General features: G+C 35.9%; 14 protein-coding genes. 8 read left to right on the forward strand and 6 right to left on the reverse strand.

Features of this window, described 5'->3' with window-relative positions:
• Positions 1–60: 60 nt before the first annotated feature.
• Positions 61–4,152: a C25 family cysteine peptidase gene (locus TTHT_RS02045; protein ID WP_201328380.1), complete on the forward strand. Its 4,092-nt coding sequence runs from the start codon at positions 61–63 to the stop codon at positions 4,150–4,152.
• Between the two features lie 43 nt (positions 4,153–4,195).
• On the opposite strand, the gene TTHT_RS02050 is transcribed toward TTHT_RS02045, so the two are convergent.
• The 4 genes from TTHT_RS02050 to TTHT_RS02065 are packed head-to-tail and all read right to left on the reverse strand — an operon-like array spanning position 4,196 to position 8,145.
• The gene (locus tag TTHT_RS02050) at positions 4,196–4,714 is read right to left on the reverse strand and encodes a YbhB/YbcL family Raf kinase inhibitor-like protein (protein ID WP_201328381.1); all 519 of its coding nucleotides are present in this window, start codon (positions 4,712–4,714) and stop codon (positions 4,196–4,198) included.
• A gap of 45 nt (positions 4,715–4,759) precedes the next feature.
• Positions 4,760–7,321 (reverse strand): hypothetical protein, encoded by a 2,562-nt coding sequence (locus tag TTHT_RS02055; protein WP_201328382.1) that lies wholly within the window; start codon positions 7,319–7,321, stop codon positions 4,760–4,762.
• On the reverse strand, positions 7,318–7,710 hold the full coding sequence (locus tag TTHT_RS02060; RefSeq protein ID WP_201328383.1) for a hypothetical protein: 393 nt from the start codon (positions 7,708–7,710) through the stop codon (positions 7,318–7,320). Before TTHT_RS02060 ends, TTHT_RS02055 begins: the two co-directional genes overlap by 4 nt.
• 9 nt (positions 7,711–7,719) lie before the next feature.
• Complete coding sequence (locus TTHT_RS02065; RefSeq protein WP_201328384.1) at positions 7,720–8,145, reverse strand: hypothetical protein; 426 nt, start codon at positions 8,143–8,145, stop codon at positions 7,720–7,722.
• A gap of 159 nt (positions 8,146–8,304) precedes the next feature.
• Here TTHT_RS02065 and TTHT_RS02070 point away from each other — a divergent pair, with 159 nt between their 5' ends.
• The 4 genes from TTHT_RS02070 to TTHT_RS02085 all read left to right on the forward strand — a co-directional run bounded on the left by TTHT_RS02070 (position 8,305) and on the right by TTHT_RS02085 (position 13,112).
• A complete protein-coding gene (locus TTHT_RS02070) occupies positions 8,305–8,868 on the forward strand; it encodes a chalcone isomerase family protein (protein WP_201328385.1) in 564 nt (187 codons plus the stop codon).
• 73 nt (positions 8,869–8,941) lie between these two features.
• Entirely contained in the window at positions 8,942–10,138 is a 1,197-nt protein-coding gene (locus TTHT_RS02075) for a sensor histidine kinase (RefSeq protein ID WP_201328386.1), read from the forward strand.
• Positions 10,135–11,433, forward strand: coding sequence for a sigma-54-dependent transcriptional regulator (locus tag TTHT_RS02080; protein ID WP_201328387.1), 1,299 nt, complete (start codon positions 10,135–10,137; stop codon positions 11,431–11,433). The genes TTHT_RS02075 and TTHT_RS02080 overlap by 4 nt, the downstream gene beginning before the upstream one ends.
• On the forward strand, positions 11,430–13,112 hold the full coding sequence (locus TTHT_RS02085; RefSeq protein WP_201328388.1) for a M23 family metallopeptidase: 1,683 nt from the start codon (positions 11,430–11,432) through the stop codon (positions 13,110–13,112). The genes TTHT_RS02080 and TTHT_RS02085 overlap by 4 nt, the downstream gene beginning before the upstream one ends.
• 51 nt (positions 13,113–13,163) lie before the next feature.
• Here TTHT_RS02085 and TTHT_RS02090 read toward each other — a convergent pair whose 3' ends face one another.
• Both TTHT_RS02090 and TTHT_RS02095 read right to left on the reverse strand, forming a co-directional pair.
• Positions 13,164–14,510: an NAD(P)/FAD-dependent oxidoreductase gene (locus TTHT_RS02090; RefSeq protein ID WP_201328389.1), complete on the reverse strand. Its 1,347-nt coding sequence runs from the start codon at positions 14,508–14,510 to the stop codon at positions 13,164–13,166.
• A 123-nt stretch (positions 14,511–14,633) separates the two neighbouring features.
• Positions 14,634–18,821 carry a glycoside hydrolase family protein gene (locus TTHT_RS02095; RefSeq protein ID WP_201328390.1) on the reverse strand — a complete coding sequence of 1,396 codons (4,188 nt, stop codon included), beginning with the start codon at positions 18,819–18,821 and terminating at the stop codon, positions 14,634–14,636.
• A 273-nt stretch (positions 18,822–19,094) separates the two neighbouring features.
• Between TTHT_RS02095 and nuoE the strand changes: the two genes are divergently transcribed.
• Genes nuoE through TTHT_RS02110 form a run of 3 tightly spaced genes read left to right on the forward strand, consistent with a single transcriptional unit; the run spans position 19,095 to position 22,557 of the window.
• On the forward strand, positions 19,095–19,580 hold the full coding sequence (nuoE, locus tag TTHT_RS02100; protein ID WP_201328391.1) for an NADH-quinone oxidoreductase subunit NuoE: 486 nt from the start codon (positions 19,095–19,097) through the stop codon (positions 19,578–19,580).
• Positions 19,577–20,746 (forward strand): complex I 51 kDa subunit family protein, encoded by a 1,170-nt coding sequence (locus TTHT_RS02105; protein WP_201328392.1) that lies wholly within the window; start codon positions 19,577–19,579, stop codon positions 20,744–20,746. Before nuoE ends, TTHT_RS02105 begins: the two co-directional genes overlap by 4 nt.
• 8 nt (positions 20,747–20,754) lie before the next feature.
• Complete coding sequence (locus TTHT_RS02110; RefSeq protein WP_201328393.1) at positions 20,755–22,557, forward strand: NADH-dependent [FeFe] hydrogenase, group A6; 1,803 nt, start codon at positions 20,755–20,757, stop codon at positions 22,555–22,557.
• Positions 22,558–22,615 lie beyond the last annotated feature (58 nt).

Consider the following 22,615-nt stretch of genomic DNA (forward strand, 5'->3'; position numbering starts at 1 on the left):
CCTTGATTTTTTTTAATATAAAGGGGTATTATTAGTTCAATAAAATAAATAGGGGGAGTTATGAAAAAAGCAATTCTTTTTCTCTCATTTTTAATGGTTTCATTTCTATATGCGGCGATTCCGCAAAATGGTGTGGAGTTAATGAAAGTTGACACTGCTAAAAACTATGTTGAGACAAGGTTTAAATTGCCTGAATTAAAGATAAAAAAGGTAAAAACCAAAAAGGGAGAATTTGTAAAAATTAAAGCAGGAGATTTAGGTTATAGTGTGGATTACGGAAAGGCTCAACTTCCAACCTCATCATTTTCAATGGTTATTGGAGATACTATCCCTGAGGTTGAGGTTTTGTCATATAAAAAAGAAACAATAAAGTTAGATGCACCTGTTTTTCCTGTTCAAAAACCGTGGCCAAAATCAAGGAGAATTGAAGACAGGCCTTTTGAGTTTGATTTTTCATACTATGAGCAGGAGAAAACTAAATTTAATCTTATAACATTAGGGAAACCATACATTGTTCACGGCAAAAGGGGAATTACAATTACAATTCATCCATTTCGCTATTTTCCTAAAAAGAATGAACTGGTAGTTTATAAGGAAGTTTTGCTAAAAATAAAAAACACTTCAGTTGATTTTTCTTCAACTTCACCTGCATTTGAAAGATTGTATTCAAAAGTTTTTCTAAATTACTTCAAGCCTGAAAGTGGTAAAATTAAGGGCAAGTCTGCATCAATGGGAAGGATTTTAATAATAACTCCATCTAACTATGTAGATACTCTTTCAACTCTGATAACTCATAAACAATCTATGGGCTATGATGTTGATGTTTTTACCCTTGAAGATACCGGAACAACAAAAGAGGAAATACAGGATTTTATTTCAGAAAGGTATGCCAATGCAAATACAAGGCCTGATTTTCTTATCCTTGTTGGGGATACCGCTGATATTCCTGCATTCAGATGCAGTACTGCAGACAATCCCTATACAGATTTGTACTATACCACTGTTGACGGAGATGACTACTTTCCAGATATGGCATGTGGAAGGCTGTCTGTATCTTCAACTGATGAGTTAACAAACATTATAAATAAAATTGTCTATATGGAAGAGAATATAGGTTCTTTGGAAGACAATGCAGTTTTTATTACAGCAGATGATAATTATCAGATTACAGAAACAACACACAATTATGTAATTGAGAATTATTTTGAGCCAAATAATTTTAATTGCGAAAAAATTTTTTACCACACAACAGGGGCAAGTGTTTCAAAAATAGCAAACTCAATAAATTCAGGAGATATCTTTGTCGTTTATTCTGGACACGGCAGTCCAACAGAATGGTTTTTAAACTGGGATGTTAAGTTCAGCCAAAGTGATGTAAGAACCCTGTTGACAAACACAATTTATCCTTTTGTTTTCTCTTTTGCATGTCAAACAGGGGATTATAATGATTATCAATATCCTGAGTGTTTAGCAGAAACATGGATAAGGGTAACTCATGGAGCTTCTGCATTCTGGGGCTCTTCCGTTTACTCTTACTGGGATGAGGATGATGTTCTTGAGAGAAAGGTTTTTAAGGCAATGTTTGAGGATAGGGAGTATCAGGTAGGGCCAATGTTTAATGCTGGAAAGATTTACCTTTACAACTATTACAATGGTGGTGGGAGCACATTAAGGTACTTCCAGCAGTACAACCTTTTCGGAGACCCATCAACCTATACAAAGGCTTATAAGCCTGTTAGCAAGGGTATGCTGTTTTTAGATAAAGAGGTGGTTTCCTGTAATGGTGAGGTTGAAATTGAGGTATGGGACAGCGATTTAACTGCTGATACTTTAGAACTTAAAATTATAGATAAACAGAATGATAGTTCAGAAAGTGTTGTTTTAAACAAAGTTGATGATGGGAAATACCAGGCAACTGTTTCTATATCAAATTTATTCGGTAGTGGAAGTGGGATTTTTGAGGTTGAATATGTGGATGAAAAATATGGAAGTGAGGGGGAAAAAACAATTGTTAAGACAGTTTTTATGGATTGCGATTCTCCTTATCCTGTATACTTTAATGCTCATTACAAGGATTCTCACAGTGGGGTTGTAAAGATTAGTTTTAATGAAAAATGTTCATCAATAGATTTGAATATTTACAAATATCCGGGGAATATACTAGTTAAAGAATTGAATTTTATCAATAGTGCAGATATAAATGAAATTATTGATGGTCTGGAACCTGAAACAGAGTACTATGCATCAATTTCAGCGGTAGACGAGGTAGGAAATTCTTATTCGCAAGAAGGAATATTTTTGTTCAAAACTATAAGTGAAACTGTGTTGCAAAGTGACAGTTGTGATAGTGAGGACAATTTTACACACGGATATGATAGTGATAAAAGTGATTCCACTAACGGTGCTATTGATGCCTGGTCAATTACTTCAAACAATTATGCCACTTCAAATGGCACATGCTGGTATGGGCGAGAATTAGAGAATACTAATTCATCTTATCTTATCTATGGGCCGATAGACTTGCCTTCTGATGGAGATTTTGTTTTGAGTTTTTACCACACCTATTATTTTGAAGAAGGATACGACGGAGGGCTGGTTGAGCTTTCCATTGATGGGGGAAATACATATTTTGATGCCGGCGCTTATATTCTGTCAAATGGTTACAGCGGTTCTCTTCAGGGAGGCCCTTATGAAGGAAGGATGGCTTTTACAGGTGGCGGTTTTGGAGATTTGGTTAAAACAGTGATAAATCTTTCCCCTTTTAAAGGAAAGCAGGTTTATGTTAAGTTTATCTGTACATCTGATTACTCTCTTGCTATGGATGGTGGGGGATGGTACATTGACGATATTGCTGTTTCTGAAAATTCATTACCCTCTCAGCAAATTTACCTTGTTGCAGTAAAGCCTGATTCTTTGATTTCTATTCTTTCTCCTGAAAACACCTCAATGACTGCTGATATCTATAATTCTCAGGGAATTTTAATAGCTACAAAGAATTTTGACTTAAATGCAAATCAGGCAATTCATAAAACCTTAAATGATTTATTTGAAGGTTTAAGCTTAAATAAGGATTTATACACTGTTGTTTTTAATTCTTCAAAGAAAATTGCTGTTTTTCAAATGGATGACTTTACAGATTCAAGGGGGGATATGAGAGACTGGACGGAGGCTTGCTATAAAACAAACAGTTTAAGTGCACCTGTACCGCACATTGCCCCTGAAATTGAGTACTGGGATACTTTCATTCAGGTTGCAAATGTAGGTGAGAGTGCGTGCAACTTTAATCTGGCTTACTCTCCACTTAATGCTGTAATCCCGTTTGATAATAATCTATATAATCCCTATTCTTCTAAAGAATTTGATGTTGTATCATCTATATTTGGAAACAGCTGGCCTGACTACAAGGTTAATATGGCAAATGTTTTAGGCCAAAATGATTATGGCTTTGTCCCAATATGTTCCACAGAAACCTTCAGGGTAAAAGATAAGGACAATTCCTGTAAATTGACTCTTGAGCAGAGTTTGAGCACAAAACTCTATGTTGCACATATAGATAATTCCGATTATTGGTGGACGGGGATTGCAATAATAAATCCGGATATGGTTTATACTGCCATAGTTGAGATAATTCCCTATGACAAAGATGGTAATTTGCTGGATGGAACAAAAAGGTATTTCCTTAATCCAGGAGAAAAGTATGCCTTTGTAACAAAAGATGAATTCCCTGTTGATGCTGCATGGCTTGAGATTAATTCTGATATCCCTATAATGGGTTATGAGCTTTTTGGCACAATGAACAGGAAGTTGTTAACCGGCCTTGACTTAATCTCAAATGCTGCTGCAGAAGTGTTGTTGCCTGTTGTTGATAGTGTAAATGACTGGATAGGAATAACAATAGTTAATCCTTATGGCATTGATAATCAGGTAACAGTGACAGGGTATTACAAGGCAGAAGAGGTATTTAAGCAGACAATTGATTTAAATGCTCATGCAAAGTGGGTTGGGTTGTTAAGTGATTTATTCTCTGGAAATGTTGATATGGTTAAAATAGATTCTCAGATTGGTGTAGTTTCTTTCTGCCTTGAAGGAAACGGACATGATGATTCAACAATGACAAAGGTTGGAGGAGTTAAAGGCTTTAAGGTATATTGAGTATTTACATAAAAAATTAACGCCCCGAATTTCGGGGCTTTTTTTATTTTCTTTTATACCTTCCCATTAATCTTGCTCTTCCTCTTACATGTCCTTTTATTGCTTTTAGAACCTCTTTTTTTGTTGCCCCTGGAGGGAGATTTAATTTTCTATCAACAGCGTATAATTTGAAGAAGTAATGATGCTCTCCTGTAATTTTAGGGGGGCAGGGACCACCGTATCCAATCTTTCCCCAGCTGTTTTTACCCTGGGTTGTTCCATCTGGCAAAACAGGCTTTTTAGGGAAATCTCTTTTAAGAGTTTTTACTGTGGCAGGGATATTGTACACCACCCAATGAACCCAGGTTCCCATAGGAGCGTTAGGGTCATCCATAATTAAAACAAGGCTTTTTGTACCTTTAGGAATACCTGTTATTTCAAGTTCAGGAGAGAGGTCTTTGCCATCGCAGGTGAAAATCTCAGGAATTTTCCCTCCATTTTTAAATTCAGGACTTTTCAAGTGAAGGGAAAATAACAAATTAGAGCACAAAAGAAGTAAAAAAACTGTAATTGTTTTTTTCATATAAACCCCCTTTAAAAAGAATTTCTTCAGTAAATTATATTTTTTTTATTGAGTTTGCTCAATAATTGTTTGTTTTGTAAAATCTGGCCCTATAATTTCATAGAATTTCTCATCAGGGCTTTTAAGTACGGCAAAAGGGGTAATAAACTTTGAGCTGTAAACCTTTAATGTCTTTATCTGGTCTGGGTTTGAAAAGGCTGAACTAATATTTACTTCCTTTAATTCAAAGTTTGTTAAATCAAGGGTAATATCTTCTATTTCATCTCCATTTTCATTGATTGCGTAAACCTTTACCTGTGCTGAATAATTGTTTTCATTTTTTAAAAAAAGGGTAGTATTCAGGTTGTGATTTGTTATGTACGGGAAGTATGTGGTTATCATCCCGCTATTGAGTCCTATAGGAAGACAGGATGCAAGTGTGCCTTTATCGTGGTCTCCGTAAAGTGCGAATGCTGAAACTTCCCCATTTGTAACTTCAAACTCTATCCTTTCAACATCGCTAAAATTAATATTCTCTGGAACAAAGTTTTCCATAACATCAACCTTTTTCTCGTGTGGATTTAATGTAATGTTGTAGCGAGTATAAGTATTGTGGTTATCAACAATTGAAATATGCAAAGTTGCATTTAGAGAATCAGACGGGTTAACAATGGCTATTCCTGCCCAGGGATTTTCACTTTGAGGCATCATACTCTTTGTAAAATAGAATTTATCTCCCTTTTTAATAAAGTTTGAGTCGGCAGGTACATATGCAAGTTCCCTGTGGTCTCTCGTCCCGTAAAGTGCTGAAACAACCATTTTGTCAGAACTGGAGAATTCTAAATAACTTGTGTCATCCATGTTTGTATCTGGAAAAAGATTTTCAAAAACATCAACAATTTTTCCGTATTGTGGAATGTCAAAATAGCCTTCTTTTAATACTTGTTTATTGTAATCGTAAAGTTTGTAGTTTACCCTTATTTTTTTGAAATGTGATGGATTAACAATTACCAGTCCATACCACCAGTAGTGAATTTCAGGTGGCACATGGGGCAAAACAAACCTTTTAGCAGGGGCAATTGAGTAAAAATATCCCATTGAGCCTTCACCTTCAGACTGATAAAAACTTAAAATTTTTATATGCTCATTATCGCTGTTCAATTTTACCCACTGAGGCACTTCGTCGTTTACAGTAAACGGTAATTCCTGAAATGCTGAGTTAATATTTATGTCTTTACTGATTAATTGAGAATGTGTATCAAATACTCCAACAAGAGAGCCTGTCGTTGATGTATATTCTGTTTCTTCCTGAGTTTCACTATTCACAGTTCTGTAAGGAATAAATGCAGCGTATAGGAAATTATCCCAGTATGCTGTATTGAGTGTGTGAGGTATTATTATTTTTTTATTATTTTCAGTTATTTTTAACGAATAATTATCGTTATAGTATCCAATAATAGGGTATTCCACCTTTAAAAAATAATCCTCAACATTGTCTAATGCTGAGAAATTATAATGGGCACTTTTGTAATTACTGTCGTACTGTACATAATCGATAAAATTTTCATCTTTGTCATAGATTCTGCCTAATGCGTAGTTTTGATAATCATTGAAGTAAATATTTAAGTCTATGTTTTCTCCTGGTTCAATAAAAAAAGTAAAGTAATCGTCGTTTAATATTCTGTAAATAAGGTTTGTGTCAAGTTTGTTAGCCTCTTCAAATGAGTTGTCAGGTTCGTTTCCATCGTCTTCTTGAGTGTAATCGTGGTTCATAATTTCATGCACATTATCAAGGTTTACATAAGGATTGGCGCTTTCAATTGTTTCAGGATACCATGCAAAGTCAGGGTGGTCATTTACAGAGTCCCCGGTCCATTCCCCTGAGATTGGCTCTCCATTTGAATTAAGGGTTAAATCATAGGTGTATGTTCTTGTATATACGTGGGTGTCTCCTGAATCATCAGGGTCTAATATCCCATCGTCGTATGAGTCTGTGGCGCAGTATATTTTAAGGGTACAATGCCTGATATTGTTTTCATCAGTATAAGATAACTCATATTTAAACACAGGGTAAGTCCAGACCTCTTTTGAGGGGTCTGTATCAAGTAGAATAGACATATTGTTGTCCTTCAAGTACATTTCAAGTACATTTTGTAAATCCAGGGGATTAATATCCTCAAAAGCCTCCTGATTATCATCTCCATCATACCTTGTACCGTAAAAACTTGCTCCAGCATCTGCTCCCTGATAGCATTCTGTTAACAATCCCTTTAAATCCCCTACATAGAAAACAATTGAGTTGTATGTGCATTTGTGTGTGGGTTCCTGTTCCAAAATCGCTGCCGCAGCCCAGCCGTTGCAGTGCCCCCACCAGCCTTCTCCATCTGGTTGGTAGTGATTCTCCAGTTCCCACTGTGTTGCAAGATAGGGTTGGTTAAAGGCTAAATCATATTTTTCCATGGGAGTGGGGAATCCATTGTATCCCTTGCCTGAGCATAGAGCTCCCTCTTTATTTGGCCACCAGTATCCGTTCCATGGCCTCGTAGTTATTTCAACAACTTCGGTTGTTTCTGCAATTAAAATGTGTGAGATAAAAATTAAAGCTAATATAAAAAATATTTTTTTCATCTTTCTTTAACCTCTAATATTTTAAAAATTGGAGTATTTGCTACTTTTATTGTCTTTTTATTCATATAATTAAAAACTGGCAAGAACGGATAAAAGTTTGCTTTTAATTCTAATTTTATATGCTGAGGTTTTGTAACAATAAATACCCTCTCTTTCCCTGCAAATTTTTTGATTTCTTCAATTCTTACAATCTTCCCATTTTTGATTTCCATTTTTGCTTTGTATTTCCCATTAAGGAAAAACTTTGCGCTATCTCCTTCTAATTTTACCTTCCATTGTTTTTTTAAAATTTTATTATTGAACCCTTTATAATTTCCTTCAATTATTAATATCTTTGAAAAGGCATTAATACTGATTAATACTAAGAATAGTATAATTATTTTTTTCATAGTTAACTCCTAATAGTTGTAAAATGGATTTGACTGTGTTTTTAAATAAATTTTCCAGTCTCCGTTTTCTTTTATCCATTTGTTTTTTACAATAACATTTTCTAATTTATAGCCCTGAAAATCAATGGTAATTGAGACTTTAACTTCTGCCTCTGTTTTATTTTTGTTGTATTTAATATTTTCAATTTCATACTTTAATACCCTGTAATTTAAAAGTGAGTAGAATTTCTTTTCATTAATCTCTTTTTTTAGCGATTGCGGGAGGAAATCATCGTAAAGCCTCATTGTTTTCCCGTTGTAGTTAAAGGTATATTTTCCAGTCATTCTTGCTTTCCAGAAAAGCTCAACCTTTGTTTCAAGCGGGATACTATTTCCTAACTTTAAGCAACTTACAGTAGAAATAACAAAAAACAGCAATAGAATTTTTTTTGCCATATTCACTCCCTTTCACTAATATATTATCCATTAGATTGTAATTAAAGACAATTGTTTTTAACTTTCAAGTGTTTTAACTCACAAAATTCTTATTCTTAGACGGATGAAAATGTGGTATAGTTTTATTGAAATTTCTCTTTAAATTTGTGGGAGGTAAATATGAAAAAGTTTATTGTTTTGGTTTTAGGTATTTTACTTGCTATTCCGTCTTATTCTATGAAAATAGCGGGCAAAAATCTTCCTGACACTTTAAAATTTGGTGATGCTACCCTTGTTTTGAATGGTGCAGGTATAAGAAAGAAATTCTGGGTAAAGGTTTATGCCGGTGGATTATATCTTACAAAAAAATCCCATAACGCAAAAGCGATTATAAATGCTGATGAACCTATGGCAGTAAGATTGCATTTTATTTACGACGGTGTTTCTTCTAAAAAGATGAGAGGGGCATGGGAAGACAGTTTTGAGGAAGTTTTAAGCGACAATGAATTAATGAAACTTAAAAACAAGATAAAACTTTTTGAATCATTCTTTGATGTAGAAACCCACGAAGATGATATATGGGATTTGGTTTATATTCCAGGTGTTGGTACAAAGGTACTCTTAAATGGTAAAGAGAAGGGTGTTGTTCCCGGATTGGATTTCAAAAAAGCGCTTTTCTCAATTTACCTTTCTGAAAAGACAGAGATACCTGATGTCAGGGAGGCAATGTTAGGATTAGATTAAATTTTTAGAAAAAATCAGTTTGAAAGGGCAGGGTAACCTGCCTTTTTTTGTTTTTATGTAGTAATATTTAACTATGGATTACGAAAGGCTGAAAACTCTAATTATTGGCAGTTTAGTTTTTGTTGGTTTTCTTTTTGTTGCTTTTATTTTAATTGTAAGGAAACTTAAAAGAGAGTTTGAGAGTTCAAAAGTTGTTGAGCCTGACGATGTGTTCTATCAAAACTTAAAAACAGCACTTGAAAAACAACATGCCTTAACTGAAGAGGTTAAGAGAAAAGAGAGATTTCAGAAAACAGTACTTGACAACATTTCTGTGGGAGTTGCAGTCTTCGATAGGTATAAAAAACTTAGAGATTCAAATAGTTTTTTTAGAAAACTCTTTAGTATAGATGAAAATTCAAATGGAAAAACAATTGTTGAGTTAGGCTTTCCTGAAGGTTTTGTTGAGTTTGTTAAATCAATAAATTTTTCAATGCTTTTTCAACCCTTTGAGAAACAGTTAAATTTAAAAGAAAAGGTGTTGTTGATAAGGGTATCTAAAATACAATTTATGACAGATGCTGAGGGGATACTTCTTTTAATCCATGATATTACAGAGCTTGAAAATGCAAAGAAGAAGCTTGAATTAAGAAACAGGCTTGAGTATATAGGTGAAATGTCGGCAAATATGGCCCACGAGTTTAAGAATGCAATTTCCACTGTTAAAGGCTATGCTCAAATGATATTAACGGGGGAAAATGATGATAAATCATTAAAGTATGCAGAGAAAATATTAAAAGAAAGTGAAAATATAAACGAGGTTGTAAATAGATTCCTTCTTTATGCAAAGCCTCTTAATATCTCGCTTGAGAATATTGATGCAAAGGAATTTTTAAATAAAATTGAATCTAAATTTGAAGATAAAGAGTATGTGGATTTTCTATTTGAGTCAGAAAACTTTGTTTTTAAGGGAGACAGAGTTTTATTGCGTCAGTGTTTTGAAAATTTGATTTTAAACTCAATTGAAAGTGTAAGGGGAAATGACAATCCATCAGTTAAGGTTTTTCTTAAGAAAAGTGAAAATGGTGAGGTTATTTTCAGGGTTGTTGATAATGGAAAGGGAATTCCAGAAGATGAAATTACAAAGGTTTTTGTTCCCTTTTTTACCACAAAAAGTGAAGGCACAGGGCTTGGGCTTGCAATATGTGAAAAGATAATTGCAAAACACAATGGGAGCATAGAGATAAAATCTGAACAAGGGATAGGGACAGAGGTAATAGTAAGGCTATGACAAGGGTTTTAATTGTAGAAGACAGAGAAAGTTTAAGGGAGATGTTGAGGGATTTTTTAAGTGAAAGATACTATGTTTTTGATGCTGAATCAGCGGAAGAGGCAGAGAAACACCTTCTCCACTACCCTGATATAATTCTCTGCGATTTAAAATTGCCGGGGATTAGCGGGATTGAGTTTATAGATATTGTGAAAGAAAGATGTCCTGAAAGCGAAATAATAATTATGACTGCCTTTGGTGATATTCCCACCGCTGTTGAAGCGATGAGAAAAGGTGCTTTTGATTTTATCCCAAAGCCTCTTGATTTAAATCTTCTTGCAGTTTTAATAGAAAAAGCAGAAAAAACAATAGCTTTAAAAAGAAAAATAGATAATGGAGAAAAAAAGTTTGAGGTAATAGGGGAAAGCCCTATTTTTAAAAATACCCTTTCAATTGCTAAAAGGTATGCAGATGAGGATATACCGGTGCTTATTTTAGGAGAAAGCGGCAGTGGAAAAGAGATAATAGCAAGATATATCCATTTGAATTCAAAGAGAAAAGACAGAATGTTTGTCCCCATAAACTCTTCTGCAATACCTGCAAGCCTCTTTGAGTCAGAGATTTTCGGTTATTCAAAGGGTGCTTTTACAGGGGCAATTAACTCAAAAAAGGGTTTAATTGAGGTTGCTGAGGGGGGTACTGTTTTTTTTGATGAAATTGGGGACTTGCCTCTTAACCTTCAGGCAAAAATATTGAGGCTTATTGAAAGCGGTGAGTATCAAAGGGTTGGGGGAGAAAGATTTTTAAAGGCCAATGTTAGATTTCTCTTTGCAACAAATAAAGATATAAAAGAAATGGTAAATAATGGTACTTTTAGAGAGGATTTGTATCATAGAATATCTGCATTTACAGTAAAAGTGCCCCCTTTAAGGGAAAGGCCTGAGGATATACCTCTTTTATTAAACTATTTTTTAGAAAAGAGTCAAAAGGGGAAGAGTCTAAAAATTGACAAAAAAACTCTTGAAACTCTGAAAAAGATGGAGTGGAGAGGGAATGTAAGAGAGTTGAAAAACCTTGTTGAAAAGTGGGTTATCTTTGGAGAAGTTTTTTTTGATAGAGGGATTTCAGAGATAGATGATAATATCAGAATAAATTTAGACCCTGATAAAACCTTTAGAAAGTACCAGGAAGATTTTGAAAAAAAAATTCTTGAATTTTACCTTAAAAAGCATAAAGGGAATAAGTTGGCAATGGCAAAGGAGCTTGATATGAATTATAAAACCCTTCTTTCTAAACTTGCAAAGTACGGATTATGAAAAATCTAATTTTAATAGCCCTGCTTGCTTACTGGCCTCTTTTAAAAAACAATGGGATTACAGGCACATTTTCCGAGTACAGGTTTAACCACATTCACGCAGGATTTGATTTATCCACAAACGGGAAAACAGGCTATCCTGTCAGGTGTTTTGACGATGGCTATGTTTATATGATAAAGGTTAAGAAAAGGGGATATGGAAATGTTGTTTACATAAAGCACCCAAAGAGAAAATTGATTTCAGTTTACGGTCATCTTAAATGTTTTAACAAGGCTATTCAAAAAATTGCAGATAATTACAAAAAGATAAGAAAAACAAAGTATCCCGGTTTAATTGTGCTTGGGGATAAAAAGATAAAAATAAAAAAAGGTGCAATAGTTGGGTTGAGCGGAGAATCTGGAGAAGGATTGCCACACCTTCACTTTGAATTAAGGGATTACAACAACAACCCTGTTGACGCATCTAAATACGGTTTTGATACAAGGTTTGACACAACCTATCCTGTAATTTCTGGCTTAAAGATAATACCTCAGGATTCTTTTTCCTCTTTTAACGGAAAAACTAAAGAGGGGTATTTAAAGGCATACAGGAAGAGGAAAAACAAATTTGAATTAAGAAAATTCAACATTTCAGGCAATATCCTTTTTGCTTTAAGCGCCTATGATACTGCTGGAAGGGGGAAGGTGGGGGTAAAGAGTATAAATTTTTACCTGAATGGCAAGCCTGTTTATGTTTTTAATCCTGAAAGATTTTCCTTTGATAATTTCAAGCAATCCTGCTGTGTTTACGATTTTGAAGACACTTCCCTTTTCCCAACAAAGTATTTTTATAATCTTTTCAAAATCAAAGGCTGCACTTTAAGTGTTTCTCAAATGCTAACTCAATACCCTTTTAAAAAGGGTGAAAATGCTTTAAAGATTGTTGTTTCAGACTTTCACAATAACAAATCTGTTTTAACGGCAACCTTTAATTACACTAAATTTAAGGGTAAGCCGGCTTTTTTTTCACCGCTTTCTGTTGTGGTAAATGACAGGGTAATTTTTGCAAAAGAAATTGAGAATTTGATTGATTTTAAGGCTTATGCAGTATTTCCTTATAATTATGAAAAAAGGGAATTTGTTTATAAAAATTTTAAGATATCTTTAGTGGGAATAAATAAAGAAAAGAGGCTTTTAAAAATAAAAAAGATTAAAGATTTTAAGGGCTTTCTAATACCTGTTAAAGATTCTTTTTTCAAGATTGAAAGAGAAAATGAGTTTGTAAAAAGTGTTAAATATACATTTTTTCTTAAAAACATTGATAAAAAATACGGAATTTACTTTTTTAATAGATTAAGAAAAAGGTGGATTTTTATTGGTGATAAAACAGAAAAAGATTCTATATCAGCAGATTATTACAGGGTTGGTGAAATTGGTGTTTTTATTGACAATGTTCCCCCTGAAATTAAAGGCAAACCTTATTACTTTGATGGAAAGTTTGTTATTAAAGCAATAGATATTGGTAAGGGAATTGACGAAGACTCAATTGTTTTTAAAAGCGACAAAAATGAGTACAAACTTGAATACGATAGAGATAGAAGGTGGCTTTTTTACGAGGGGAAGGTATTAAAGGGGAAATACACACTTGAGTTGTTAGATTATGCGGGCAACAAAATTACAAAGACAATTCTTGTGAAATAAAAAAGGCAGGCCATTTAGACCTGCCTGTATAGAAAACCTTGTTGCGGTAAATTAAGGTATTCTCTTATCTTTAATCAATTTTTTCAAAACCTCTTCTGATGCAAATGCAAAGTATGGGTGAGATGTTTTTGGAGTTAATTCAGGGTGTGATGAATAGTGATAACCTATAACATCGTATAAATTTGCCTTCATTAAAATCAATTGAGTTGCGGTTTCAATAAACCCTGCTGGATTGAATTTTCCAATTAACTCTGCCCCTATAAACTGTAAATTTTCCTTATTGTATATCACCTTAACATAAACCTTTTTGTGATTTGGCATATTTACATACATACAGGTTGATTCACCATAGCCTGTGATTACCTCAAAGCCGTTATCTATTGCATCCTTTTCGGTTAACCCTGCATTTGCTATTGCAATATCCCCAACCTTTGTTACTGTTGCATTTATAACACCTTCATAAGGCCTCTTTATACCGCCAAAATTTAACCCTAAAATCCTTGCCATCTGCCCGGCGTTTGAACCTAATTTGCCGGGAAATGGTTTTCCTGTAACAAAGTGCTTTGTTTCAATGCAATCCCCTATTGCGTATATGTCTTTAACCCCTGTTTCAAAGTATTCGTTTACAACAATTCCATTCTTTGATGTTTTAAGGCCAAATTTTTCAGCATAATCAGTTAAAGGCCTGACTCCAACAGCAGACAAAACCGCATCTGTTTCAATTTTTGTCCCATCTTCAAGTTCAACAGCCTCAACCTTTTCCTTACCGATAAATTTCACAGCTTTTTTGCCTGTTAGAAGCTTAATTCCTTTTTCTTCAAGGTGTTCTTCTATCATTGAGATGTATTTATCGTCCAATCTTCCCCCTAAAACATGGGGCATCAATTCAATTACTGTAACATTTTTTCCCATGTTTTTAAGTGAAACGGCAAATTCAAGCCCGATGTAACCTGCGCCTAAAACAACAACATTGTTTATCCCCTCTAAAATCTTCATTGTTTCTTTTAAATCAACAGTTTTTCTAACCTTTAAGATATTCTTTAAGTCTTTACCTGGAATATCGGGGATAATCTGGTCTGTACCTGTTGCAAAAATCAATTTATCGTAGTAGTATTTGTTTCCCTTCTCTGTTAACACATACTTTTCTTCCGGATTCCCGTCAACAACCTTTTCAACTATAATTGGAGTCCCCCACCTTGTAACAATCTCCTCTTTTATCAATCCCTTTTCCCAGGGTATTTCCCCTTCAACGATATACGGAGTGCCGCAATGGTTAACAATCCTCTCTTCTTCCCTGAAAACAGCAGTTTTTGCATCTTTATGAAAAAAATGGATATACTTATTTAAAATCCTTGATGCCGGCCCGCCCCCAACTATTATGTAATCAAACTTCTCCATAAAACCTCCTTTCTCTATTCAATAAATATGAACTATTGTTCTAAAAAAGGTTACAAAAAAGAAAGCCCCTGTCAATAAAAATCTTACAAAGGAAATCTATAACAGGGGCAATTTTAAAGGAATTTAATTGTCTATTACAATAACCTCGGTGCATTCAGGCGGTATTCTAAATGTGTGACCCTGCCATTCAAATGGAGAGCCTCCGTTGTTTGTATTGTTAACCCTGTAAATCTTTATTTTGCCTTCGCTATTTTCTGTTAATCTTTTGCCATCAAGGTATATGTCGGTGTCAATAGGTATGTCCTCAACATTTGAAATAAGGATTGCAATTCCACTTTCTCCCTTTGATGCAATATAGTAAAGTTTCCTTCCCCTCTCTCCAACAGTAAAGAATCTGTCTGTTAAAACTTTAGGGTAATTTCTGTACAGCATTGAATATAATCTAAATGCATTGGAGGAGGGTTTTGGAGTTGCATTCTCATCACCGTAAAAAAGCCCGGTCCACCCCCTGTTTTCATCGTTTGGCCCTGCATCTGGAGAGGTTGATCTTTCATCGCTGCTTCTGTAATAGTAAGCCCTAACGACGCCCCCCTGTTGCAGTGCTATAAAATCTGCACATAGCATAGCAGCGCCCTGTTTTCCATTCATAACATTAAAAAGGTATTCGTTTGAATAGGGTATAGGCCCTGAGCCGTCCTCTGCGTCATAATCTTTACCATAGCCATAAGCATCGCAAATTATTTCAACTCCGTCAAAGAATCCTGTTCCAGCCCACGGCACACTTGAAAAATCACCTTTCCCGTCAAGTAAGTCTCTGTACTGCTTAACAGCCTTATAGTATAGACAGGGGTCGCTTTTCCACATGTGAAATCCAATCCAATCAGGTTTTACATTCTCATTGTAAAGTTTTAGTAAAAACATTATTGCTTTATTATTTTCGGTAACTCCGTTTATTACATCAATGGTTGGTTTTAAAATTCCTGGCCCTCCAACTTTTAATTCAGGGTAATCTGACTTTAACTCTTTAAACACCTTTACCCAGAAGGTAAGGAATTCTGAATCTGTTCTGTCAAAAAAGTTTGAGTTAGGCCACTCTGTCCATATATCAAGGTAAGGGAATGCGTTTGGGTGTGAATTCCAGTTTTTATACCTGTCAACCATCTTTTTGGCGGCAATAATCCAGTTGTCTTCCTGGTCTTCCCTTGGCCCTGCAAAGTCATGGTGTTTGTAATAGGATTGGGTTTCTCCCCCCACTCTTAAAAAAGGCTCAAAGCCTCCGTCAACAATTGATGAATAAGTTCTGTCGCTTGCATCCCAATGGTAATAACTGTCATTATTTGCATCGCAATCCCACGAGGGATAAACAGAGTCATCAGGGCATTGAAATATTCCTTCAATATCAAGGCTGTCATCGTAATAGCCGTTGTTTCTAATTGTGGTTACTCCAATATCCTGCAATTTTTCAGTTAAATCGTAAAAAGGTGTTTGAGGAGGGGTGTAAGGCCCTGCAATTACTCCTAATAGATTCTGTATTGTGCCGAAGGAATTTGATGAATTAATGTAAATTTTAGTTGTATCCCTTTTCTCGCTTGCCCTGATTAAAACAGGGTATTCCCCGAAGTTGACTGTTATATTCCCGTTGTCGTCCACAAAGCCTGTTTCAATGTTGAAAATATCATCGGGGTTAAATTGAGCCATATCCCCTGCATAGCCGGGGCAGTCTTCAGGGACAAGCTCAACTATTTCAACATATTCTCCGGCAAGGCTTGGCAATGTGATTGTTGAATCTGATGCTGAAACTCCGTCGTCCTTCCATGCAATGTATGCATCTCCCTTTAACCTTTGTGCATTGTTAAACCTGTAAAGCCAGATACCATCTTCGCCCTCTTTTAATGTGTCAACAAATGTAAAATCCCTTACAGAGTCAGCAAACATTCTTAAAGCACAGATTGAGGGTTTTCTCTTTGTGTCGTCGTCAATTATTCCGTAACCTGCCCAGCCCCCGCCAGTTGAGCCGCTTTGAAAACTGTGTACAAGGCATGTTTCAGCACCGAGGGCGAAACTTATAGTGAACATTTTAACCATATACGAGGCTTGGTTCTTTAATCCCGGTTCTATCCCGTTTTCATTTGTTACAGTATGAATGTCTGTTTTTGTGCTGATTCCTGTTTCAGATATAACCCACGGTTTTTCAGGAAGCATGCCTTCATCCATAGGTGAAAGCAGATAATCCCTGACAATATCTGCATAGTTTTGCCATGGGCCGTAATAGTGTATCCCATACACATCAATTTTTGCCATTGTTTCAGGGTAATTGTGTGCAAATGCAACCAGTTTGTTCAACTGATTTACCAATATTGAATCAAGGGTACCTAAAAGGTGAGGGAAACTAAACTTTATATCAGGGTCAATTGATTTAGCTGTGTCAACAGTGGTGTCAATTATCTTTGCAAAGTTCTCCTCACCGTATGTTTCCTCTCCAAATGTCTCATTTAAAATCTCATAGTATTTTAACTCCGGGAATGTAGTAACGACATCTGTAACATAGTCTTTCAGTTTTTGCACATCATCAGGACTATTCATATCAATTGGGATGCTTTCATCATCATCAATCCCTGTCCAGTAAGGCTTAAATCCAACAATTGTTGGCATAACAGAAAAGCCTTGAGAGTTTCTTAAAAATTCTTCTCTGTTTTCTGTATTATTTTCATCTATCCACTCTGAATAAAAAACATCTCTGCTTTGAAGGTGTCTTAATGCAAATCTATAGGGCTGGCCTGATGATACCCACGCTATTTCATTTTCAACATCTTCCTGAGATGGTGTTGTTACATGCTGGTCAGCACCGCCGGGGAATTTAGGTGAATTTATCCCGAATCTTGGCAAACTAATTTCTCCCCTGTAAGGCCCGTACATTCTATTTTCGTTTAAGGGGATAATTTCATAGCCGCCTAAAATTTTTCTCGGCGTAACATTATCGTCTCCAAAAACAATAATACCGGTTAACGCTCCCTTTACGCTTGGTTCAATAATCAGGCTTCCTTCCAGTGCAACATTGCTTCTATCAAATATATTTCTAAGCAAATCAACCTTTTTCTCAAATGGGTTAAAGTCTAATGTCTTTGTTTCAACAACCTCTCCTGATGGCGAGAGGAGTTTCAGGTTTGCCGATACAGGTATTGACAGGGAATTTACAATTGCAATTCCTGTCCATCTATTTGAGGAATCAATTATGTAAGGTGCCACTCCCTTTTCAAAGGGTTCGCAAGTTGCCCTTATCCCCTCCATATAATCAGCCTTTGTTGTATCGTTGCCCCCGAAAAGCTCAAAGCCTGTTAGAGGTTTATCAGAATATACATCAAGCCATGCTGTGCCCTCTGGAATATCCTCAGGAAGGGGTGGGTTTGATGTATTTTGATGTGCAAAAAGCATGACAATTCTGTTTAGTGAGGGGATTTTTGTGTGTTGAGTCTGGATTACACTTCCGTCCTCTCCCATAAACCTAATCTTAATATTTGCCTCTTCATTGTTTGGATTTCCTATTATAAGCCCTGTCCAGTATAGTGTTTTGCTGTATGCAATGTGAGGGAATATTAGCCTTGTATTTGAAAACCATGTTGCTGGCAGGGTTGCAAATGTAATTTTATCGTCCCAGTTTCCAAAGCATTCAATCCCTATTGCATTCTGGTTCTCCCCTGTTTCAATATTTGCCATTGATACTTCTTGAGGTATGTTTGAAGGATAGATTGATGCCAACTCAAAGGTCATTGTTTTTTCTTCATTTAATAAACCTAAATCCTCAACAGTGTTTGCATCATTCCATGTTAGATTACAGTCTGTAAAGGCTGAAACAGAAAGTGATGTAAAAAACTGTTCCCTTTCAGGTGCAAGGTGATTTATCCACATAGTCTGTCTTGCCCCCACATCAGGAAGCCAGAATGCGGTTAGCCTTTCTCCATTGTTATCGTTTGAAACAATTATAAAAACAATGTTATTTCCAATAACTTTAACCGAAGCAGGTGTTTTTCCTTCTTCAACAAGGGAATTAATCTCAACCTCTTCCTTTTGGAAGGGATTTAATGTGCCTGTTTTATAGCCTATTTTTACTCCTTCACTGTTAAAAATCCTCAAAATGTAATCTTCTGTGGTTTCAGATTTATTGAATAAAACCACCTTGTGATTAAGGTTAATCTTTGCCGATTTTCCATTTTCTGACTTTTGCCAGCAGGCAGGCAGAGGTGAAAATTGCAGAGTTTGAGAGAATATCAACAGAGGTGCAAAAAAAATAAAAATAAATAATAACTTTTTCATTTTTTCCTCCGATTGTAAAAGATTTGTTAATTATAAGGTAAGCCTGAAACTTATTAAATTCAATCAAAACTTTGTTTCATTTTGTAACAAAAAGCAACAATATGTTTAGTATTGTGCTTGAGCAATCTTTTTTAATTGTCTTTAAAATAAAGTGAAAAATATCACTTGACTATTAGGAAATTCTAATTTACATTATGAGTGGGTAGGGTTTCATAAGAGCGGTTGGCCTTTAATTCTTTTAAATAAGTGAAAAAATTATTAGAGGGTGGTTTTATGGCAAGTATTGATATTTGTAGTAAACAGGAGTTGACTACCATTTTAGAGCGTTTTAAACCGCAGAGGGATAATTTGTTGCCTATTTTAAATGAAATTAATAAAAAGTTTGGTTACATTAGCCCGGTTGCAATGATGGAGATAGCCGAGTACCTTGATATCCCTGTTGCGGAAATTCACGGAGTAATATCCTTTTATCACTTTTTAAGCACTGAGAAAAAGGGGAAGTATATTATTCGCCTTTGCAAGACAATTTCCTGTGAGATGGCTGGAAAAGAGAAAATTGCGAGAATGCTTGAGAAGGAGTTGGGGATTAAATTTGGAGAAACAACCTCTGACGGTATGTTTTCCCTTGAATACACTAATTGCATAGGAATGTGCGACCATGGTCCTGCCATGCTTGTTAATGAAAAGGTTTACGCTAAGCTAACCCCTGAAAAGGTTATTGAAATTGTTGACGAATTGAAGAAAAGAGGACAGCTATGAAACAGATAAAGAAAAAAATTCTTTTTGGAGAATATGTTAGCGGTGTGGGGTTAAAAAAAGCACTCTCTAAAAAGCCTGATGAGGTAGTGGAAGAGGTTAAAAAATCAGGTTTGAGGGGAAGAGGGGGAGCAGGATTCCCAACTGGTTTAAAATGGGAGTTTGCCTTAAAAGAAAAGGGAGATGAAAAGTATGTTATTTGCAATGCAGACGAGGGAGAGCCTGGAACTTTTAAAGATAGAAAACTGCTGATGGAACAGCCTGAAAAAGTGATTGAAGGCTTAACAATTGCCGGCTATGCAATAGGGGCAAAACAGGGCTATATCTATTTGAGGGGAGAGTATATTTACATCTTGCCGACCCTTGAAAAAACAATTGAACAATTGAAAAAGGAAAATTTGTTAGGGAAAAATATTCTTGATTCAGGTTTTGATTTTGACATAGAGATAAGGTTAGGGGCTGGTGCCTATGTTTGTGGAGAAGAATTTGCTCTTATTGAATCAATGAACGGATACAGGGGAGAGCCGAGAAATAAGCCTCCTTTCCCTACTCAAAAGGGATTTAGAGACAAGCCAACAGTTGTTAACAATGTGGAAACACTGTGTTTCATCCCATACATACTTTCTAAGGGTGCTGAATGGTTTAAGTCTTTCGGAACAGAAGGCTCAACAGGTACAAAGCTTTTTTCAATTTCAGGTGATATTGAGCATCCAGGGGTTTACGAGCTTGAGTTGGGGGTAACTTTAAATGAAGTATTAGAGCTTGTTGGGGCAAGAAATCCAAAAGCAGTTCAGGTTGGAGGTGCATCAGGGATTTGTGTGGCAAAAAAGGATTTTGATAAACCTATCTCATTTCAGGGCTTACCTCCCGGTGGTTCAATAATTGTTTTTGGAGAAAACAGAGATATGTTGAAGGTTCTTAAAAATTTCCTTGAGTTTTTTGTTGAGGAGTCGTGCGGCCAGTGTACTCCGTGCAGAGAGGGAAATTACAGGCTTCTTGAAGGTGTTGAAATGCTTGAAAAAGGTGAATGCTCGGTAAGGTATGTCAGGGAATTGTTAACCTTATGCGATGTAATGAAAACATCTTCAAAGTGCGGGCTTGGGCAGACATCTCCAAATTGCTTTCTTTCAATTTTAGAAAACTTTAAAGACGAAATTATATACAGATGAGGTAACTTATGAGCAGTGAAATGATAAATATTAAAATAGAAGGAAAAGAATTTCAGGTTGAAAAGGGTACAACAATTTTAGAAGCCTGTAAAATGGCAGGGATAAAAATTCCCACCCTTTGTTATCATCCTGATTTAACAGTAGCAGGGATTTGCAGGATTTGTGTTGTTGAAATAGAGGGAATGAACACTTTAACACCTGCCTGTGCATTTCATATTGAGAGAAATGTTTCAATAAAGACAAATTCACCTAAAATAAGGAAGGCAAGAAGAATTAACCTTGATTTGCTTCTGGCTGAGCATTACGGGGATTGTTACACCTGTGTCAGAAACGGTAAGTGTGAATTACAAAAACTTGCTAAAGATTATGGTGTTGATAATTACAGATTTCCAAGCGTAACAGAGCCTAAGTACGAAATTGACAATTCTTCCTATGCAATTGTTAGAGACCAGAATAAGTGCATTTCATGTAAAAGGTGTATTAGAACCTGTATTGATTTGCAGCAGGTTGGAGCCCTTGAAACATTTGGCAGGGGGCATGGTGTAAAAATTTCCACTGCATTAAATAAACCAATTGCAGATGTAATCTGTATAAATTGCGGCCAATGTATAAACAGGTGTCCAACAGGTGCTTTAAGGGCAAATGACCCTGCTGATTACATCTGGGAAGCTATTGATGACCCTGACAAATTTGTAATAATCCAGACCGCACCTTCACCGAGGGCGGCAATTGGGGAAGAGTTTGGATATCCTCCAGGCACTTCTGTTACAAAAAAATTAAATGCTGCTTTAAGAAGGATAGGTTTTGACAGGGTGTTTGATACAAACTTTGCAGCAGATTTAACAATTATGGAGGAGGGAAGCGAGTTAATTGAAAGGTTGAGAAGAAAGATTGTTGAAGGGGACAGAGGGGTTAAAATTCCTATGATTACCTCATGTTCTCCCGGCTGGGTTAAATTTGCAGAGCATTACTATCCTGACTATTTAGACCATCTTTCAACTTGCAAATCTCCCCAGCAGATGTTTGGTGCAATTATAAAAACATACTATGCTCAAAAGGCAGGTATAGACCCGTCAAAGATTGTTACTGTTGCTTTAATGCCGTGTGCAGCAAAAAAGTTTGAGTGCAACAGACCTGAAATGAATGACAGCGGGTTTAAAGATGTTGACTATGGGCTTACAACAAGGGAAATGGCAACAATGATTAAAGAGGCGGGCATTGATTTAAAGGATATGCCGGAAGAAGACTTCGACCATCCTTTAGGTTTAGGCTCTGGTGCAGGCCTTATTTTTGGCGCAACAGGCGGTGTTATGGAAGCGGCAATAAGGACAGTTTATGAGATTGTGACAGGGAAGCCTGTGCCCTTTAAAAACCTTGATGTTACCCCAATAAGGGGAATGGAAGGGGTCAGGGAAGCATCTCTAAAAATTGAAAATACCCTTCCTGAATACAAATGGCTTGAAGGTGTTACCTTAAATGTTGCAGTGGCTCACGGTACTGCGAATGCTAAAAAGATAATGGATAAAATAGTAAAAGGGGAAGCAGATTACCATTTTATTGAGATAATGGCTTGTCCTGGCGGTTGCCTTGGAGGAGGAGGCCAGCCAATTCCAACAACACCTGAGATAAGAATGGCAAGGGCAAGGGCAATTTACGAAGAGGAGAAGAATTTGCCTGTTAGAAAATCCCACGAAAACCCGGAAATACAGCAGCTTTACAGGGAATTTTTGAAGCACCCTTTAAGCGATGTATCACATAAACTTTTACACACTCACTATACCCCAAGGGGCAAATACTTTTTTGTAGGGTAAGAGGAGGAAATGGGGCGATGGTAAACTGTCGCCCTTTTGTTTAATTTAACGGAGGTTT

Origin of the sequence: Thermotomaculum hydrothermale (assembly GCF_016592575.1) — a bacterium.
GTDB lineage: Bacteria > Acidobacteriota > Holophagae > Thermotomaculales > Thermotomaculaceae > Thermotomaculum > Thermotomaculum hydrothermale.

Excerpts from the sequence above, each read along its gene's own strand:
- TTHT_RS02045 (WP_201328380.1), top strand. The coding sequence starts at position 61 with ATGAAAAAAGCAATTCTTTTTCTCTCATTTTTAATGGTTTCATTTCTA.
- TTHT_RS02050 (WP_201328381.1), bottom strand. The coding sequence starts at position 4,714 with ATGAAAAAAACAATTACAGTTTTTTTACTTCTTTTGTGCTCTAATTTG.
- TTHT_RS02055 (WP_201328382.1), bottom strand. The coding sequence starts at position 7,321 with ATGAAAAAAATATTTTTTATATTAGCTTTAATTTTTATCTCACACATT.
- TTHT_RS02060 (WP_201328383.1), bottom strand. The coding sequence starts at position 7,710 with ATGAAAAAAATAATTATACTATTCTTAGTATTAATCAGTATTAATGCC.
- TTHT_RS02065 (WP_201328384.1), bottom strand. The coding sequence starts at position 8,145 with ATGGCAAAAAAAATTCTATTGCTGTTTTTTGTTATTTCTACTGTAAGT.
- TTHT_RS02070 (WP_201328385.1), top strand. The coding sequence starts at position 8,305 with ATGAAAAAGTTTATTGTTTTGGTTTTAGGTATTTTACTTGCTATTCCG.
- TTHT_RS02075 (WP_201328386.1), top strand. The coding sequence starts at position 8,942 with ATGGATTACGAAAGGCTGAAAACTCTAATTATTGGCAGTTTAGTTTTT.
- TTHT_RS02080 (WP_201328387.1), top strand. The coding sequence starts at position 10,135 with ATGACAAGGGTTTTAATTGTAGAAGACAGAGAAAGTTTAAGGGAGATG.
- TTHT_RS02085 (WP_201328388.1), top strand. The coding sequence starts at position 11,430 with ATGAAAAATCTAATTTTAATAGCCCTGCTTGCTTACTGGCCTCTTTTA.
- TTHT_RS02090 (WP_201328389.1), bottom strand. The coding sequence starts at position 14,510 with ATGGAGAAGTTTGATTACATAATAGTTGGGGGCGGGCCGGCATCAAGG.
- TTHT_RS02095 (WP_201328390.1), bottom strand. The coding sequence starts at position 18,821 with ATGAAAAAGTTATTATTTATTTTTATTTTTTTTGCACCTCTGTTGATA.
- nuoE (WP_201328391.1), top strand. The coding sequence starts at position 19,095 with ATGGCAAGTATTGATATTTGTAGTAAACAGGAGTTGACTACCATTTTA.
- TTHT_RS02105 (WP_201328392.1), top strand. The coding sequence starts at position 19,577 with ATGAAACAGATAAAGAAAAAAATTCTTTTTGGAGAATATGTTAGCGGT.
- TTHT_RS02110 (WP_201328393.1), top strand. The coding sequence starts at position 20,755 with ATGAGCAGTGAAATGATAAATATTAAAATAGAAGGAAAAGAATTTCAG.